The organism is Synechocystis sp. LKSZ1 (genome assembly GCF_040436315.1).
Lineage (GTDB): Bacteria > Cyanobacteriota > Cyanobacteriia > Cyanobacteriales > Microcystaceae > Synechocystis.
The window spans coordinates 2,008,607-2,024,443 of the sequence record NZ_AP031572.1 but is presented as its reverse complement, the minus strand read 5'-3'; the positions used below and the strand labels follow the sequence as shown (position 1 = coordinate 2,024,443).

Sequence of the window (15,837 nt, the reverse complement as noted above, 5' to 3'; positions counted from 1 at the left end):
ATGAGACTCCTGCTAGTGGAAGATGAACCCGACTTGGGAATGGCCCTAGAAAAAGCGCTCCAACGGGAAAATTACATTGTCGATTGGGTACAAGAGGGAGGCCTGGCCTGGAGCTATTTGGATCAAGGGTGGGTGAACTATACCCTAGCCATTTTTGATTGGATGGTACCCGGCCTATCAGGACTGGAACTATGCCAACGGTTGCGGGCCCGAGGGAGTTCTTTACCGATCCTGATGCTGACGGCTAAAGACCAAATTTCAGACCGAGTTCAAGGTTTGGATGCAGGAGCTGATGATTATTTGATCAAACCCTTTGGTATGGCCGAGCTATTGGCCCGTTTACGCTCTCTACAACGCAGGTCACCGCAATTGCAACCTCAGCAGTTACAGGCTGGGGACTGGCGCTTAGATTATGGAACCTTTACTGTGATCACACCAGAGCACCAGGCCATTTCCCTAACGGCAAAGGAGTTTCAGTTGTTAGAGTATTTTATGAAGCATCCCCAGCATATTCTCAGTAGTGAACAGATTAAAAATCAACTCTGGGCCGTGTCGGCGGACTCTACCAGTAATGTGGTTGCGGCCCAGGTGCGGTTGCTACGGCGGAAATTAGGGGAATACGGCCATAGTGATCTGATTGAAACGGTCTATGGCCTGGGGTATCGCCTCCAACCCCATCCAACCCATGCGGAACAATAGACTATTTAACCTCTCCCGTTGGCGCTTAGCCAGTTACTATGCGGGGGTGATGGGTCTGATTTTGGGCCTGTGTGGCCTAGCGGTCTATGAAATGACGGCCCAGGATCATTGGCGTTCCCTAGACCAGGAGCTAACCTCTTTAGCCGGAACCCTCCATGATGGCCTTGAACCCCTTCTCCAACAACCCGGCCAGTTAGAGCCGTCTGTTCGACATATTTTGCCAAATCTCTGCATTGGCCCTCAGGCCTGTCCTAGGCCACCCCAACGAATCCATATCCTTAATGCCACTCAGCAACCGGGGTATTATGTTCGTTTTTTAAATTTAAATGGTCAATTATTGGCAACGGCGGGAGAAAACCCACCGGGCCTGGCTTTTGAGCGAGAAACGACCCGTCAACAACCGCTAACGGATCAACGGGGCAATCGTTACCATCAAGTCTCCTTGCAGTTAAAAACGGCCACTGGTCAACCCTGGGGTTATTTAAAAGTAGGGCGTTCTTTGGTGGAATACGACCATCATTTGCACAGTATCCAGGCGTTTTTGGTCTGGGGTTTACCCACTATGATGCTTGTCGTCGGGGGAGCCAGTTGGTGGTTAGCGGGTTTGGCCATGGAGCCGGTCTATCGTTCCTACCAGCAAATTCAGCAGTTCACCGCAGATATTGCCCACGAATTACGCACACCGATTACGGCGATTCAGGCCACCCTGGAAACGACTTTAAGCGCAGAACCAAGTCCAGAGGAAGCCTATAGTACTTTGCAAATCCTCAAACGACAGAATTATCGCCTCACTCATTTGATTCAGGATTTATTGCTACTTTCTCGTATGGATTTACAGAAGGTGAATCGGAGTCAATTTCAAGCCTGTTGTCTTAATGATTTGGTCAGTGATTTAGTGGAGGAATTTTCAGGGTCGGCCCTTGCCGCTGGGGTAGCGTTATCGTCAAAGCTGGACAGTCAAGAACCCATCTGGGTCAGGGGAGAAGAAGAACAGCTTTATCGCTTAGTGGCTAACCTCATCAATAATGCCCTGCACTACACCCCGGCTGGGGGAAGGGTACAAGTTATGCTGGGGAGTGATAAATATCAGGCCCTAATACAGGTTCAAGATACAGGAATTGGCATCGCCCCTGCTGAACAAGCGCGAATTTTTGACCGTTTTTATCGGGTGGATACAGCCCGGTCTCGACAACAGGGAGGAGCCGGATTAGGTTTGGCCATTGCTCAGGCAATCGCCGTTAAGCATCAAGGGTCTTTAACAGTGGAGAGTGAGTTAGGCCAAGGTAGCTTATTCATCGTTAAATTCCCCCTTTTTTCCATAGCATAATCAAATGTCATCTTGAACTGGGTTGATTGACTATGCACTTCCAATCCCTAGAGTCTTAGCAACATTTCTATCATTTTTGGTGCAACAACAACTGGGCCACTAACGCCATAATGGGTAATTTCAGCAAAGGCCCAATCACACTCTTGTATAGCAATGGAGAAATTTTGGTCGCCAAGGTTAGAAAGCTTACAGATTAAAGATTACAGCGATTAACCGGACTGAGAACCCATCCTAAGCATCATAAATCCAATAGGAAGTCAACTCCATCGACAAGCGGCCCTTTTTGCCCAGGAACAGGGGGTTAATTTCAATAAGTTGGTAACGGATGCTTTGGAAGCCTATCTCCGGTCTATGCCTTTGAATAATCAGTAATACCAATCCTCCAAATTAAGGCTACAGATGTTTACCCCTCCGCCTACGGCACCTCCCCTTCGCAAGGGTAGGACGGGTGGGGTCTAGTTATGTAGTCGGGCTTTAGAGATTTGGTATAATTTCTATGAGTTGAGAAGAGGGCAGTGGAGTTTATCAATCGTCCATGATTACTATCGCTTAGATTTTTCCAATTCTTCTGCTAATAGTTTTTGATATACTTATTGTGTTTCAAAACTCGCTGAATTGCGACTCCTAAATCGGGTTCATCTTCGACCAACAAAATCCGCGTATCTTTTACTACATTTGATGCATGGGTGTCCCACCGGACAGTAGAGCTGGACTGAGCATGCCGAAAATCATTGCGATATGAGCGACGACCAGAAATATGGCAACGAACGTTGCGTGTGCGCCTAACTTCCATTCTTCACTCTTTTTCTTCCAAATGGCACCAATTTCCAGCAATGTAATGCCAAACAAAGGAATAACACCGAGCAAGTAAAAGCTAACCGCAATCACATCAATAACTGTACGCCATTGACCTGAGGCAGTGATGGGGATAACAGCTTTTGAGAGCAAATGTAAAAACACAATCAGAAAATAGAAACCCGCAATAATCCCTGCAATTTTATTGACTGTTCTAATCATTCCCTTGATGTTGCGAGTATAGAGAATGTAGAGTTCAGTTACGGCAATTGTTTCTGCCAAAATAACAGGAATTGCCATGAAAATGATGAGATTCCAGGGCTGATTTGTTGCTAGCAATTCCATGTAATGAGTCATATCCATTTTTGTTACTCCTTTTGATAAAGATCGTTATGGAAATCAGTGGCTGAAAATTTATCTATTTATTAGTTTTTCAGATTCGGATGAAGCCAGGATGAAATGAGTTTAAGGGAAAGGCAGAACTGAGCATAACGAAGATAGTTTTGCAACAAGAACAGATTTGGTAAAGACTTATGCTTGCATTTCTACAATCCCCATCATTCCAAGATCTTCATGATCTAGAACATGACAGTGATACACTGCTTTTCCAGCAAAATTGCGAAATGGAATCCGAATCCGAACTGTTTCATTTGCCCGCACCCGAAGGGTATCTTCCCAAGCTTGATAGGGGTCAGGTTTACCGTTGCGACTGATTACCTGGAAAGGATTAGTATGAAGGTGAAATGAGTGTTCCATTCCATCTGGATCAACATTCACTAATTCCCAATCTTCAACGCTGCCCAATTTCACCGCTGCATCAATGCGGTTCATATCAAATGTTTTACCATTAAAGAGAAATGCAATTTGCATTCCCATCCCTGGTTGCATGCCCATTGCCATTGACATCTCAATTCGACGGATTTTACTAGGTTGAGGTAATGTTTCAACCGGAATTAGTTTTTCTGGTAAAGGCAATTGTTGAGGGATATAGTCTTGATAACTTAAGGTCGCAATTACCTGCGAAGCATTAGATGTAGATGACGAGCTATTCATCATTCCACCACCCATCATTCCATCGCGCATCATCCCCATTCCATTGCCGCGATCGTAGGGTAGACTGAGTAGCTGATAATTGCCCGGTGAACGATTCCCCTGAATGAGCACTTCTGCTCGTTCGCCGGGGGATAAGAGCAATTCTTGCAATTCGACAGGTTTAGTGATCGCACCACCATCTGTTGCAATTAAATACAACGGGTGATTCTCCAAGCTCAGACGGTAAAACCGAGAAGTGGAAGCATTCACGATCCGCAACCGCAACAAACCTTTAGCGGGAATGGTAACAGTAGGATTAACCTGACCATTAGCAGTCAAAATCAAACCTTCACGCCCGCGCATTAAGTCCATATGATTAGGCCGTGGAACTTCTCCGTTGGCATTCAGCGCAAAGTCTTTCAAAAATAAAAACTCTTCTTTCGCTGCCTGGATTTCAGGAATTTCATCTAATTCTCCGCGTACAACAAAAATTCCACCCAAGCCACCAAACACTTGTTCTGCAACGAATTCATGCAAATGAGGATGGTAGTAGAAAGTTCCGGCAGGATGATTTTTAGGGAGTGTGAATTCATAAGTTTGAGTTTCCCCAGGCGAGACGCTCAAAAAGATATTGTCAGCATTTCCAGTCGGAGGAATATGCAAACCATGAAAGTGGAGATTTGTTGCCTGGGGGAGTCTATTTGTGAAGCGGATTCGCACCGTATCTCCCGGCTTTGCTTCCAGTCTAGGGCCAGGAATCTGCCCATTGTAAGTGATTAAGTTACCCCATTGTTGCCCCAGTTGAATGGCAGTAGGACGAGCTTCCAGGACGGTTTCTAGCAAGCTGCTGTTACTGGTTGTAGATGGAGCCGCACTTGCTTGCTGAAGTTGGGGACTTAAGACGGAATTGCGACTAAGCTGGGTGAGTAATACTGCTCCGGCAGTCCACACACTGAGAAAAAGAAACCTGCGACGATTGATTGAATGCATACTCAACAAAGTATTCACATGAGTGAAACCAAGTAATAACTCGCCTGGACAGTGAACTCACTGAAAAGAGAAATGACCTTTACTTCTCATGTTGTTCATTTCTAGTTTGACTGGACAAAATGAAATCCGGATGAAATCTCTGGATTTGTTACAAATTCGGGTAGATAGCTGTATGTGTATGAAAAAAATCAGTTCTTCTGCTTTAGCTCTTAAAGGGGAACAAAATTGTCAAAACCTTATTTTATAAAGGAAAGAGCGAACAAACCGCGCTGAAAAAAGCGTGATTTATGGGACTTGAGGCGAATTAGCTCGAAGGCCCGCTCAGTATCTTTATCGTGCAATTGCTCCTGATCCCTGCACTGCTCCCTCAGGCGTAACCCCATTTCATCTTGGTTTCATATTTCTGTGAAAGACTACAAGTATTGCGCTGTCAGAGTCCTATGCCAAATCAGATGCTTACTCGAAGTTGGGCTTTTCCCCTCATTTTGGGACTATTGGTATTGTCTCCCAAGGCAACCTTCGCTCATGCTGGCCATGGGGATGAATTTCACCAAAGTGAATCGGCTCAATCGGCCCAAGGGATTACTCTCGATGCTGACACTATCCGTCGTCTAGGCATTCAAGTGGACTCTTTACAGCCTCGTTCCCTGATGACTGGTCTGAGAGCAACCGGCCAAATTGAAACCCTACCTCAACAACGAGTCGAAGTCACGATGCCTGTAGGGGGAAAATTACTCAAATTGCTGGTAAATCCAGGGGAAAGGGTAAAGGCAGGCCAACCAATAGCTGTTATGACTAGCGCTGAATTAGCCGAACTCCGCACCACTGCCCTAGACCGACGTAACTCGGCGATGGCCGCCGTTGAACAGGCCCAGGCAGACCTGAGATTGGCCCAGGAAAACTACCGTCAACAGCAACGGCTTGCCCAGAGTGAAATCGCAGAAGCCCGCATTGCCAAAGAATTTGCCCAAGAACGTTACGACCGAGACCGGGAACTGGAAGTCAATGGCGCCTTGCCCCGTCGTCAATTTCTAGAATCGGAAGTAGCTCTAGCCAAGGCCAAGGCAGATTTAACCAGGGCTCAAAGTCGTTTGCCCGTGACCGAAGCCCAAGCCCAATTGCAACGGGCCCAATCGGCCCTCAAGACGGCCCAAAAACAAGTCACCTTAAGCGAACAAACCTATCAAACTCGCCTACAACAACTGGGAACCAATGCCAGGGCCGACAGCACGATTCTAGTCAAGGCCCCCATGGCCGGGGTTATTCTCGATCCCGCTAGTACCCCAGAACATGAAGTGAAAGTGGGAGAATCCCGACAAGATGCTGGCGAATCCATTGTTAGCATTGTTAATAGTCAACAAGTCCAGGTAGCCATCAATATCTACGAAAAAGACCTACCTAAAATTCGCCAAGGACAGCGACTTCGAGGCTGGGTCAGTAGCTCACCTCAACAAACCTTTACGGGACAAATTAACCAAATAGGATCAGTGGTGGAAGGAGAGAGTCGTGTTATTCCAGTTAAGGCGACCCTAGATAATTCTGACGGTCAGCTAAAGCCCGGTCTTTTCGTAGAATTAGACGTCTTAACTGACCGCACACCAACTCCTGTGCTAGCGGTTCCGCAATCGGCTATCGTCAAAACCAACGATCAGCAAACTCTTGTTTTTGTCCAAAATGGCAATGTCTTTGAACCCATTACCGTCACCCTCGGACAAGTTTCCGGGGATTGGGTGGAAATCAAAGATGGTTTGTTTGCCGGAGATTTAGTGGTTACCCAACGGGCTAGTCAACTCTATGCCCAATCATTGCGAGGTAAGAAACCAGAGCAGACAGAGGTCGCTGACAACCCCTCACCCAAACTGGAATCTAGTCAGTCAGTCTCAATGGTGACGGGGTGGCCTCTACTCCTGGGAGGTGTGGTAAGCGCCGCTGGACTATTTTGGGCCGGTAGCTTCTGGGGAAAACGCCAACAAAACCAATCCTTGCAGGAGCAATCCTTAACACCAAACCCGGATGGGCAATGCCTGCAAGCCCAAGAAGTGCTGATTGAGACCTCTTCCCACCAGGACTTTTCCTAAATCCCCCGGCAGATACAGGAAATATATTAACCCTTACTATTACTTAAGAAGTGAATGCTCAATACCATCCTCAAGTGGTCCATCGCCCAACGCTGGCTAGTGGTTATCGGGGCCATTATGGTCACTCTCTTAGGGAGCTATAACCTCACCCGGATGCCCCTAGATGTTTTTCCGCCCTTTGCCCCACCTCAGGTAGAGATTCAAACCGAAGCTCCAGGCTTAGCGCCGGAAGAAGTAGAAACCTTAATTACTCTCCCCATTGAAAGTGCTGTTAATGGCACCCCTGGTGTGGAAATGGTGCGGTCTTCCTCAGCAGTGGGTATTTCCGTCGTGAAAGCCATTTTTACGGATAATACAGACATTTATCGTGCCAGACAATTAGTCACAGAACGACTACAATCTGCTCGAAATAAATTGCCCGCAGGGGCGGAGGAGCCCAAAATTTCTCCGGTATCTTCTCCCATTAGCACCATTTTGATGTATGCCTTAACAGTCGATAGGTCGGCAAACAACCCTCAAGCTAACCTGATGGAAGTACGGCGGCGGGTGGATCGGGAAATTACCAATCAAATTTTGGCTGTCCCCGGAGTCTCTCAAGTAGTGGCCTACGGGGGAGAGGTGAAGCAGTATCAAGTTTTGGTCGATCCCATTCGTTTAAAAGCGTTTAATGTTTCTCTGCAACAGGTAACAGACGCGGTGGAGCAGGCCAATGTCAATGCACCTGGCGGTTTTTTATTAACTTCTGATCAAGAACAGGTGATTCGGGGGCTGGGACGAGTCGAAAATCTCTCCCAATTAGCTGATTCTGTGGTGACAGCCCAAGATGGTAAACCGATTCTGCTCAGGGATGTGGCAGAAGTGACCATTGGCCCAGCTTTAGCGAGGGGAGATGGCAGTGTCGATGGACAACGGGCCGTGGTTCTCGTCATTGATAAACAACCCCAAGCTGATACCCCCACGGTGACGAAGGCGGTAGAAAAGGCGATGGCGGAGGTAAAAGCGGCCCTGCCCCCAGGCGTTAATCTCCAGGTTACGTTTCGGCAGGAAAGTTTTATTGAAGCCGCGATCGCCAATGTCCGAGATTCCCTGCGGGACGGCATTATTATTGTGGCGGTGGTTATGCTGATGTTTTTAATGAATTGGCGCACCGCCGTTATTACCCTTAGTGCCATTCCCCTATCGATTCTGATTGGCATGATGATTTTGGGCTGGTTTGGCCAAGGTATTAATACCATGACTCTAGGAGGGTTAGCCGTGGCAATTGGCTCTGTGGTAGATGACTCCATTGTAGATATGGAAAATTGCTATCGAGGTCTGCGCCACAACCAGGCCCAGGGGAATCCCAAGCATCCCTTTCAAGTGGTTTATGATACCTCCGTCGAAGTCCGCACCAGTGTCATTTTTTCTACCGTCATTATTGCCGTTGTGTTTGCCCCCATTTTTAGTCTAACGGGGGTAGAAGGACGGATTTTTGCCCCCATGGGATTGGCTTATTTAGTCTCTATTTTGGCTTCTACCCTGGTGGCGCTGACCCTTTCCCCGGCCCTCTGTGCCTTGCTTTTGGCCCCTTGCCGTTTACCCAGCGATGAAACTTGGTTAGCTCGCATTTGCCAACGGATTTATCAACCGTTACTGCAACTGAGTATTCGCCGTCCCCGTTGGATTATCTGTGCGGCGATCGCCTTATTTGTTTTTTCCCTGAGTCTAGTCCCCAGTATGGGGCGTGTTTTTCTACCTGAATTTCAGGAACGCTCTTTGGTGAATGCTCTGTTGCTCTATCCGGGCAGTTCCCTCGAAGCGACGAATCGAGTTGGTTTTGCCTTACAAGATGCTCTTAAAGATGATCCTCGTTTCAGTACTGTACAATTGCGCTCCGGCCGTGCTCCAGGGGATGGAGATGCGGGTGGCGTTAATTTAGGCCATCTAGATGTAGAACTCAGTGATGCAGGAATCGCAGATAGGGAAGGCAGTGTCGAAACCCTACGCAACGAATTTAACAAAATTCCTGGTGTTGCTCCCAACATTGGCGGCTTTATTTCCCATCGTATGGATGAGGTGCTATCAGGGGTCAGGAGTGCGATTGCGGTTAAGATCTTTGGCCCCGACTTAGCCCAACTGCGAACCCTAGGAAAATCCGTAGAAACGGTTATGGCGGAGATTCCCGGTCTCGTTGACCTACAACTTGAACCCCAAGTCCCCGTCCGTCAGGTGCAAATTCAGTTTGACCGGCAGGCAGCAGGACGTTATGGGCTGAGCGTGGGACAATTGGCTCGTCTTGTCGAAACGGCCCTCAATGGCAAAGTCGTCTCTCAAGTCCTCCAAGACCAACAATTATTTGATTTACTGGTATGGCTTAAAGCAGATGCCCGCAATAATCTAGAAACGATTAGTAATTTGTTAGTCGATACCCCCAGCGGTATAAAAATTCCCCTCGCCCAAGTGGCTCAGATTCGCTCTGGCACAGGGCCCAACACCATTAACCGAGAAAATGTCTCCCGACTGATTGTCGTTTCTGCTAACGTCAAGGGTCGAGATTTACGGTCTGTGATCAATGACATCCAAACTCAGGTTAAAGCTCAAGTATCTCTACCTGCGGGTTACTTTCTTCAGTATGGCGGCCAGTTTGAATCGGAAGAAAGGGCTAGTCAAAATCTCTTCGTTTTTGGATTGCTAGCAGTTATTATCATCACCATTTTGATGTATTTTGCCGTCAAATCTTTACCGGCAACCCTAATGATCATGGTCAACTTACCCCTGGCTATAGCAGGAGGTATTTTGGCAATCGCTATGACTGGAGGCGTCATTTCCGTAGCGTCTCTTGTCGGCTTTATTACCCTTTTTGGTGTAGCAGTTCGTAATGGCCTCTTACTGGTAGATAACTACAATCAAAAATTTGCCCTGGCGTTGCCTCTGGCTCAAGTAATTACTGAAGGCTCTCAGGAAAGATTAGTTGCAATTTTAATGACGGCCCTCACCTCTGCCTTAGGAATGCTACCCCTGACCTTAGGAATGGGGGCCGGTAAAGAAATTCTTCAACCCCTGGCCGTAGTAGTTTTAGGAGGACTTTTTACTTCTACTGCTTTGACCTTAATGATATTGCCTGCTCTGTATGCCTACTTTGGACGCTTTTTGCGTCCTACTCTCCCCTCCTCTACAGTAGAAACTTCTCATCTACACCACCTAACTAAAACCAGTTTATGAATATTTCTTTTCAAGTAAAAACTAAATTTCACTCCAGTCATACTTTTACTTTTATTCAAGATTATTTTCTTAGTAAAATACTCGATAGATAGGAGGCTGATATGGAAAGTATAACCTTAAAATTAAAAGGGATGAATTGTGCCTCCTGTGCCCGTCACATTGAAGAGGCCATTCGTTCTGTCCCTGGAGTAGAAACGTGCAGTGTCAACTTTGGAGCCGAGCAAGCCTCTGTCAGTTACGATCCGACTAAAACGGATGTTACCACTCTTCAGACAGCCGTCAATACCGCAGGTTATTCAGCTCAACCAATGCAAGAAGATGTTCTAGCGACTGAAGATGATGCCGAACGACGTGAACACCAGCTTGAACAGCAACTATTAACTCGTAAAATTTGGATGAGTGGTATCATCAGTACTATTCTGGTTATTGGCTCATTACCAGCGATGATAGGGGTATCAATTCCCTTTATCCCCTTCTGGTTACATCATCCTTGGTTCCAACTGGTTCTCACCACTCCCGTCTTACTTTGGGCGGGGAATGGATTTTTTATTAACGCCTGGAAAGCCCTAAAGCGCCATACCGCTACGATGGATACCCTGGTCGCTGTCGGAACGGGAGCCGCCTATTTATACTCTTTATTTCCTACTTTCTTTTCCCAGTGGTTTATCGCTCAGGGCCTTTTACCAGAGGTGTATTTTGAAGCTGCCGCTGTGATCATTACGCTGATTCTGGTCGGGCGCTTACTAGAAAACCGAGCTAAAGGCCAAACTTCAGAGGCGATTCGTAAGCTGATGGGATTACAGGCCAAGACCGCGCGGGTCATGCGTAACGGACAAGCCGTTGATATTCCCATTGCTAACGTTATTGTTGGTGATATTCTGCTGGTTCGTCCCGGTGAAAAGATTCCAGTCGATGGTGAAATTATAGAGGGTTCCTCGACCATCGATGAAGCAATGGTGACCGGTGAAAGTGTACCAGTTAAGAAATATCCTGGGGATGAAGTGATTGGCGCTACGATCAATAAAACCGGTAGCTTTCAGTTTCGGGCAACGCGGATTGGCAAAGATACCTTCCTGGCTCAAATCGTCAAATTAGTACAGCAAGCCCAAGGCTCAAAAGCGCCTATTCAACGTCTGGCGGATCAAGTGACAGGATGGTTTGTGCCAGCGGTGATTGCGATCGCTATTTTCACCTTTATCGTCTGGTTCAATCTCATGGGTAATGTGACCATAGCATTGATTACGACGGTTGGTGTCCTGATTATTGCCTGTCCCTGTGCGCTGGGTTTGGCAACGCCGACTTCTATTATGGTAGGCACTGGAAAAGGTGCAGAGCATGGCATTTTAATTAAAGGAGCTGAAAGCCTGGAATTAGCGCATAAACTACAAACGATTGTTCTCGATAAAACAGGCACTATTACCCAAGGAAAACCGACGGTTACTGATTACATCACTGCCAAAGGTACCGGTCATCAGAATGAACTCAAGCTGCTCGGTCTAGCGGCATCAGTAGAACGAAATTCAGAACATCCCCTGGCAGAAGCTGTGGTGCAATACGCTCAAGCTCAAGGTGCGGAGTTAGCTGCTGTCCAGGCGTTTGAAGCCATTGCTGGCAGTGGCATTCAAGGCTATGTGGCTAAGCACTTAGTCCAAATGGGTACACACCGTTGGATGAAAGAGTTGGGAATTGATACCAGCGCACTGCAACAACCGTGGGACGAACTGGAATATTTGGGCAAAACTGTTGTCTGGATAGCCGTAGATCAAAAAGTAGAGGGCCTGATGGGAATTACCGATGCCGTCAAACCGTCTTCTATCGCCGTCATTCGTACCTTGCAAAAAATGGGACTGGAAGTTGTGATGCTGACGGGCGATAATCAGCGTACTGCCAATGTCATTGCCCGTGAAGTTGGCATTGAGCGAGTCCTTGCAGAAGTCCGCCCTGAACAAAAGTCTGCCACCATCGAACATCTCCAGTTGGAAGGTAAAGTTGTGGCTATGGTTGGCGATGGGATTAACGATGCACCGGCCCTGGCCCAAGCAGATGTCGGCATGGCTATCGGAACAGGCACTGATGTGGCTATGGCGGCTAGTGACATTACCCTCATCTCTGGTGATTTACAAGGTATTGTGACAGCGATTCAATTAAGTCATGCGACGATTCGTAACATTCAACAAAACCTGTTCTTCGCTTTCATTTACAATGTAGCTGGAATTCCAATTGCCGCAGGCATTCTCTACCCGATTTCAGGTTGGCTACTGAGTCCTATTATTGCGGGAGCTGCCATGGCATTTAGCTCGGTTTCTGTTGTCACTAATGCTCTGCGATTAAGGCAGTTCAAGTCTGCCACAGGTCATTATCTAAAATAAATAATTTAACCCAAAGCTTAGGAAATAATCATGATTAAATATATTGTCTTCTTTAGCAGCCTAGTCGGATTTGGATTTTTATTAGGGGTTATTTCAGGCATTCTTGTAGAAGTACTCTAGGAGATTTTTGTATGAATAAGTCAGTGATTTTAGGTAAAATTATCAGCTTGAGCTTATTACTGGTAGGAACGTCTGGAGTCGCTATTGCACAAATGGCCCATGAGAAGAGTCCGTCCCCAGAGCAGACTCAAAAGTTTCAACGAATTGAACAACCGTTATGGGCCAAAGGGTTTGTCACTGCTGGGGGTATCGGCTTAATTGGGTTAGAACTTTGGTGGTTCCTGCTGAGTAAACCGAAATCTCGCCATGCTATTGCCCAGGGGAGTATTCAAGAAATCACTGTGATAGTGGATGGAGGATATGAACCCAGCCAAATTATAGTAAATTCAGGACAAATTGTACGATTAAAATTTAATCGTAAAGATCCCAGTAATTGCTTGGAAACTGTCAGATTTACTGATTTCCACATTGCTCAAGAACTGCCACTCAATCAAGTTACGTCGATTGAATTGCTCCCTGAAAAACCGGGTCGATATGAGTTCACTTGTGGTATGAATATGTTCCGAGGAGTGCTAGAAGTTCAGCCCACTAAAGTTTATAATCAGAACGTTACCTGACAAAAAAGATTGCTTAATTCTATTCTTTATCGGTATTTGAGATAATTATGTCTAAAATTTTTACTGTCTAATTTCTATGCTTGATTCATGTTTTTTTCCACGACCTAATCTTTTTTCATTTACGGCAAAAACTTTGTCTTCATACCCTAACTAAAGCCACTTTTATGAAACACATTTTTTTTACTAAATCAAGCCTTATTGCTACCATTATTCTCCTGTTAAGTGCCTGTAATACGACAACTCCCATTGCTAATAATTCTCCAAATCCGACCGTAACACCAAGTATTATCACTACGGAAAAGATTCAAACAGATCAGACAGCCCCCCATGGCGGACAAGGAGGCCAAGTGGTAGAAACTGGTGCTTACCATTTGGAACTGCTTACCCTCAAAGAAACTAGCGGTTTTCATCTCGATTTTTACTTGCAAAAGGGAAATGACCATACGTCTATCTCTAATGCTGTTGTGACAGGGAAAGTTCAAATGCCTGACGGAACTCAAAAAAACCTGAATTTTAAATATAGTAAAAAAGATAAACATTATACGACTCTTCTCTCTACGCAAGTAGCAGGAGATTATAAAATTGCTATCTTGAGTGATATTAATGGAGAAAAAGTAAATGGAAGATTTAGTTTTAAATATTGACATTGACGCCAAAAACTTATTCGTAGAGCATTTCCTGCGTTATCAAAAAAGTAGGAAGCTTTAGTAAGCTACTCGTCTTTATTGCCCAAGACCAGGATCTTCACCAGGGTTAACTGCGACCGCAACTTGGCCCATTGCTTCCAGGTCGCGGCCTTCTGCCGGTCATAGGCCGATAACTCCGCCAGGTACTGCTTGCTATCCCCTTCCCCGAACTGATAGGAGACCCGACTAATCTCCAATCGTTGCTTCTCCCGCTTGGCAATCTCCTTCTCTATCTGGAAGTCTCGGGCAATTTCCTCCAACTTCAGGGCCTCTAGGGTGACTCGTTCCCGTAACTTGTCAGCAATCTCGGCCTTATTGCGTTGCAGTTCCGCCACTTTTACCTGGAGGTCACTGATGGCAATAGAACGACTCAGTTGGGCATCGTTGGCATTCAGGCTCGACCAGTTGAACAGGGCCCCCAGGCCTTTCCCCAACAGGGCCGCTCCCAAGTTACCGAAGATAATGCGGAAGGGATTGGCCACCGGGCCTTCAACGCCGTTGTTTACTGGCCCTAGGGTGGAATAGAGGAAGCTTTGCAGGAAGGGTGAGAAGGTGGAAAGGGAAATGGAGTCTAGGTTTCGGGTCTTAGCCTCATCAATGCGATTGTTGGCCTCGGCGATGCGCTCATCGAGTTCCCGTAGGAGTTTAGAGCTATTCAGGGCCGCATTCTGGAGTTGATTGACGCATTCGGTGGTGGCCTGGACACAGGGCAATTCTCCCTTCAGGCTCTCCCAAACGTCTTCACTAATCTGTTTCTCCACCAGGTCTTCTAGGTCAGGCGGCAGGAAGGGATTGGCCTGGCCCTTGGGTTCTTCCTGCAATTCGGAGGGTTCACTATCGGCATTGTCCTGGAGGTCTGGGGTCTGGATCTCCCGCTTCTCCTTACCTGGGGTGTAGGTGGGCTGTGTTGGCTTGGGGGCCTGGGCCGGTGGAACTGGCAGTTTATCTTGAGACAGAGAGACTGGGGACAAGGTAGAGAACAGCAGTGAGCTTACCGTCAGTCTGCTTATCCATCTTGATACGTTTGATGGTGCCGCTGTAGGGACTGCGAATTTGGGCGATGGCATTGAGCTTTTCCTCCGTTGCCGACAGGTCTTCCTTGAGTTGGGCCAGCTTGAATTCCCGCTCTAGCTTCTGATTGCTGAGGGCGATGGCGGCCTGGTTTTCTTCTTCTGCTCGGCGGGCCAGGGTGATGCGATGTTCATATTCGGCCTTGTCCCGCACTTCCTTGGCAGAGCGCAACTGGGCCTGGGCAATCTCGAGTTCAGCTCGGGCTAACTGGACTTTATTTTGCAGGTCGGCAATGGTGGCATTTCTCTCTGCTTCCACCTGCTTATATTCGGCAGTGTAGAAGTCATACTCCGCCTGGGCCTTCTCCTGCTCTGACTGCTTTTGCCGGAGCTTCTCCGTCTCATGGGCCAACATTTCCGGTGGCAGGCCCTTCAGGCCATTGACCGCATCCAGTTTGCGTTGTTGTAACTCAAAAGCTCGATAGGCCGCCTCAATCCCAGCTTTGGCCTTATCGACCCTGGCCCTAGCAGTGATGAAGGGGTCATTGGCCAGGGCCGTTTGCAGATTGCGTTGGGCCTGACTGAACTTCAATTCGGCCTGTTGGATCTGGGCCTCCTCAATGGCAAAGGAGACGGGGCTGAGTTCTCGGATTTCTGGGGGTTCCTTCATCGGTGGCACTATCTGGCCCTCAATAGCAGCAATGGCCCTGACCACACTCAGTCGTTCTCGGTTGAGTCGGGCCCGTTCCTGTTCCCGGTCAGCAATCACCTGGTCTTTGCCCACTGGGTCGCCCTCCCGCACCTTGAGGTCAGCAGGGTTGGTGATGGTAATAGTAATCTTTAACCGTTTAGGTTCATTACTAGGGGTTACGGGGAAATTACTAGGGGTGTCACCATTGGGACTAGAACCGGCGGCGATAGCGGCAATGGAAATCGTACTGAGGAGGAGGAAGATGGCGAGCAGTCGATACAT

11 protein-coding genes are annotated in these 15,837 nt (G+C 47.3%); 7 read left to right on the top strand and 4 right to left on the bottom strand.

The features are described from left to right. Entirely contained in the window at positions 1-699 is a 699-nt protein-coding gene (gene rppA / locus ABXS88_RS09420; RefSeq protein ID WP_353671787.1) for a two-component system response regulator RppA, read from the top strand. Continuing rightward, positions 686-2,026 carry a two-component system sensor histidine kinase RppB gene (rppB, locus tag ABXS88_RS09415; protein ID WP_353671786.1) on the top strand — a complete coding sequence of 447 codons (1,341 nt, stop codon included), beginning with the start codon at positions 686-688 and terminating at the stop codon, positions 2,024-2,026. Before rppA ends, rppB begins: the two co-directional genes overlap by 14 nt. A 669-nt stretch (positions 2,027-2,695) precedes the next feature. On the opposite strand, the gene ABXS88_RS09410 is transcribed toward rppB, so the two are convergent. Then, positions 2,696-3,184, bottom strand: a complete 489-nt coding sequence (locus ABXS88_RS09410; protein ID WP_353671785.1) for a DUF6803 family protein — start codon at positions 3,182-3,184, stop codon at positions 2,696-2,698. A 168-nt stretch (positions 3,185-3,352) separates the two neighbouring features. Beyond that, positions 3,353-4,804 (bottom strand): multicopper oxidase family protein, encoded by a 1,452-nt coding sequence (locus ABXS88_RS09405; RefSeq protein WP_353671784.1) that lies wholly within the window; start codon positions 4,802-4,804, stop codon positions 3,353-3,355. Between the two features lie 479 nt (positions 4,805-5,283). Between ABXS88_RS09405 and ABXS88_RS09400 the strand changes: the two genes are divergently transcribed. From ABXS88_RS09400 to ABXS88_RS09380, 5 genes are all read left to right on the top strand, one after another. Beyond that, entirely contained in the window at positions 5,284-6,921 is a 1,638-nt protein-coding gene (locus ABXS88_RS09400; RefSeq protein ID WP_353671783.1) for an efflux RND transporter periplasmic adaptor subunit, read from the top strand. Positions 6,922-6,975: 54 nt separating this feature from the next. Continuing rightward, entirely contained in the window at positions 6,976-10,122 is a 3,147-nt protein-coding gene (locus ABXS88_RS09395) for an efflux RND transporter permease subunit (protein WP_353671782.1), read from the top strand. A 101-nt stretch (positions 10,123-10,223) separates the two neighbouring features. Further along, on the top strand, positions 10,224-12,491 hold the full coding sequence (locus ABXS88_RS09390) for a heavy metal translocating P-type ATPase (RefSeq protein ID WP_353671781.1): 2,268 nt from the start codon (positions 10,224-10,226) through the stop codon (positions 12,489-12,491). 131 nt (positions 12,492-12,622) lie between these two features. Then, on the top strand, positions 12,623-13,168 hold the full coding sequence (locus tag ABXS88_RS09385; RefSeq protein WP_353671780.1) for a cupredoxin domain-containing protein: 546 nt from the start codon (positions 12,623-12,625) through the stop codon (positions 13,166-13,168). A 164-nt stretch (positions 13,169-13,332) separates the two neighbouring features. Next, entirely contained in the window at positions 13,333-13,812 is a 480-nt protein-coding gene (locus tag ABXS88_RS09380) for a hypothetical protein (protein WP_353671779.1), read from the top strand. A gap of 68 nt (positions 13,813-13,880) precedes the next feature. Here ABXS88_RS09380 and ABXS88_RS09375 read toward each other — a convergent pair whose 3' ends face one another. Beyond that, positions 13,881-14,825, bottom strand: coding sequence for a hypothetical protein (locus tag ABXS88_RS09375; RefSeq protein WP_353671778.1), 945 nt, complete (start codon positions 14,823-14,825; stop codon positions 13,881-13,883). Continuing rightward, positions 14,797-15,837, bottom strand: coding sequence for a hypothetical protein (locus ABXS88_RS09370; RefSeq protein ID WP_353671777.1), 1,041 nt, complete (start codon positions 15,835-15,837; stop codon positions 14,797-14,799). The genes ABXS88_RS09375 and ABXS88_RS09370 overlap by 29 nt, the downstream gene beginning before the upstream one ends.

Bases quoted from the DNA above. Each gene is read 5' to 3' on its own strand.
- rppA (WP_353671787.1), top strand. From the start codon at position 1: ATGAGACTCCTGCTAGTGGAAGATGAACCCGACTTGGGAATGGCCCTA.
- rppB (WP_353671786.1), top strand. From the start codon at position 686: ATGCGGAACAATAGACTATTTAACCTCTCCCGTTGGCGCTTAGCCAGT.
- ABXS88_RS09410 (WP_353671785.1), bottom strand. From the start codon at position 3,184: ATGGATATGACTCATTACATGGAATTGCTAGCAACAAATCAGCCCTGG.
- ABXS88_RS09400 (WP_353671783.1), top strand. From the start codon at position 5,284: ATGCCAAATCAGATGCTTACTCGAAGTTGGGCTTTTCCCCTCATTTTG.
- ABXS88_RS09395 (WP_353671782.1), top strand. From the start codon at position 6,976: ATGCTCAATACCATCCTCAAGTGGTCCATCGCCCAACGCTGGCTAGTG.
- ABXS88_RS09390 (WP_353671781.1), top strand. From the start codon at position 10,224: ATGGAAAGTATAACCTTAAAATTAAAAGGGATGAATTGTGCCTCCTGT.
- ABXS88_RS09385 (WP_353671780.1), top strand. From the start codon at position 12,623: ATGAATAAGTCAGTGATTTTAGGTAAAATTATCAGCTTGAGCTTATTA.
- ABXS88_RS09380 (WP_353671779.1), top strand. From the start codon at position 13,333: ATGAAACACATTTTTTTTACTAAATCAAGCCTTATTGCTACCATTATT.
- ABXS88_RS09370 (WP_353671777.1), bottom strand. From the start codon at position 15,837: ATGTATCGACTGCTCGCCATCTTCCTCCTCCTCAGTACGATTTCCATT.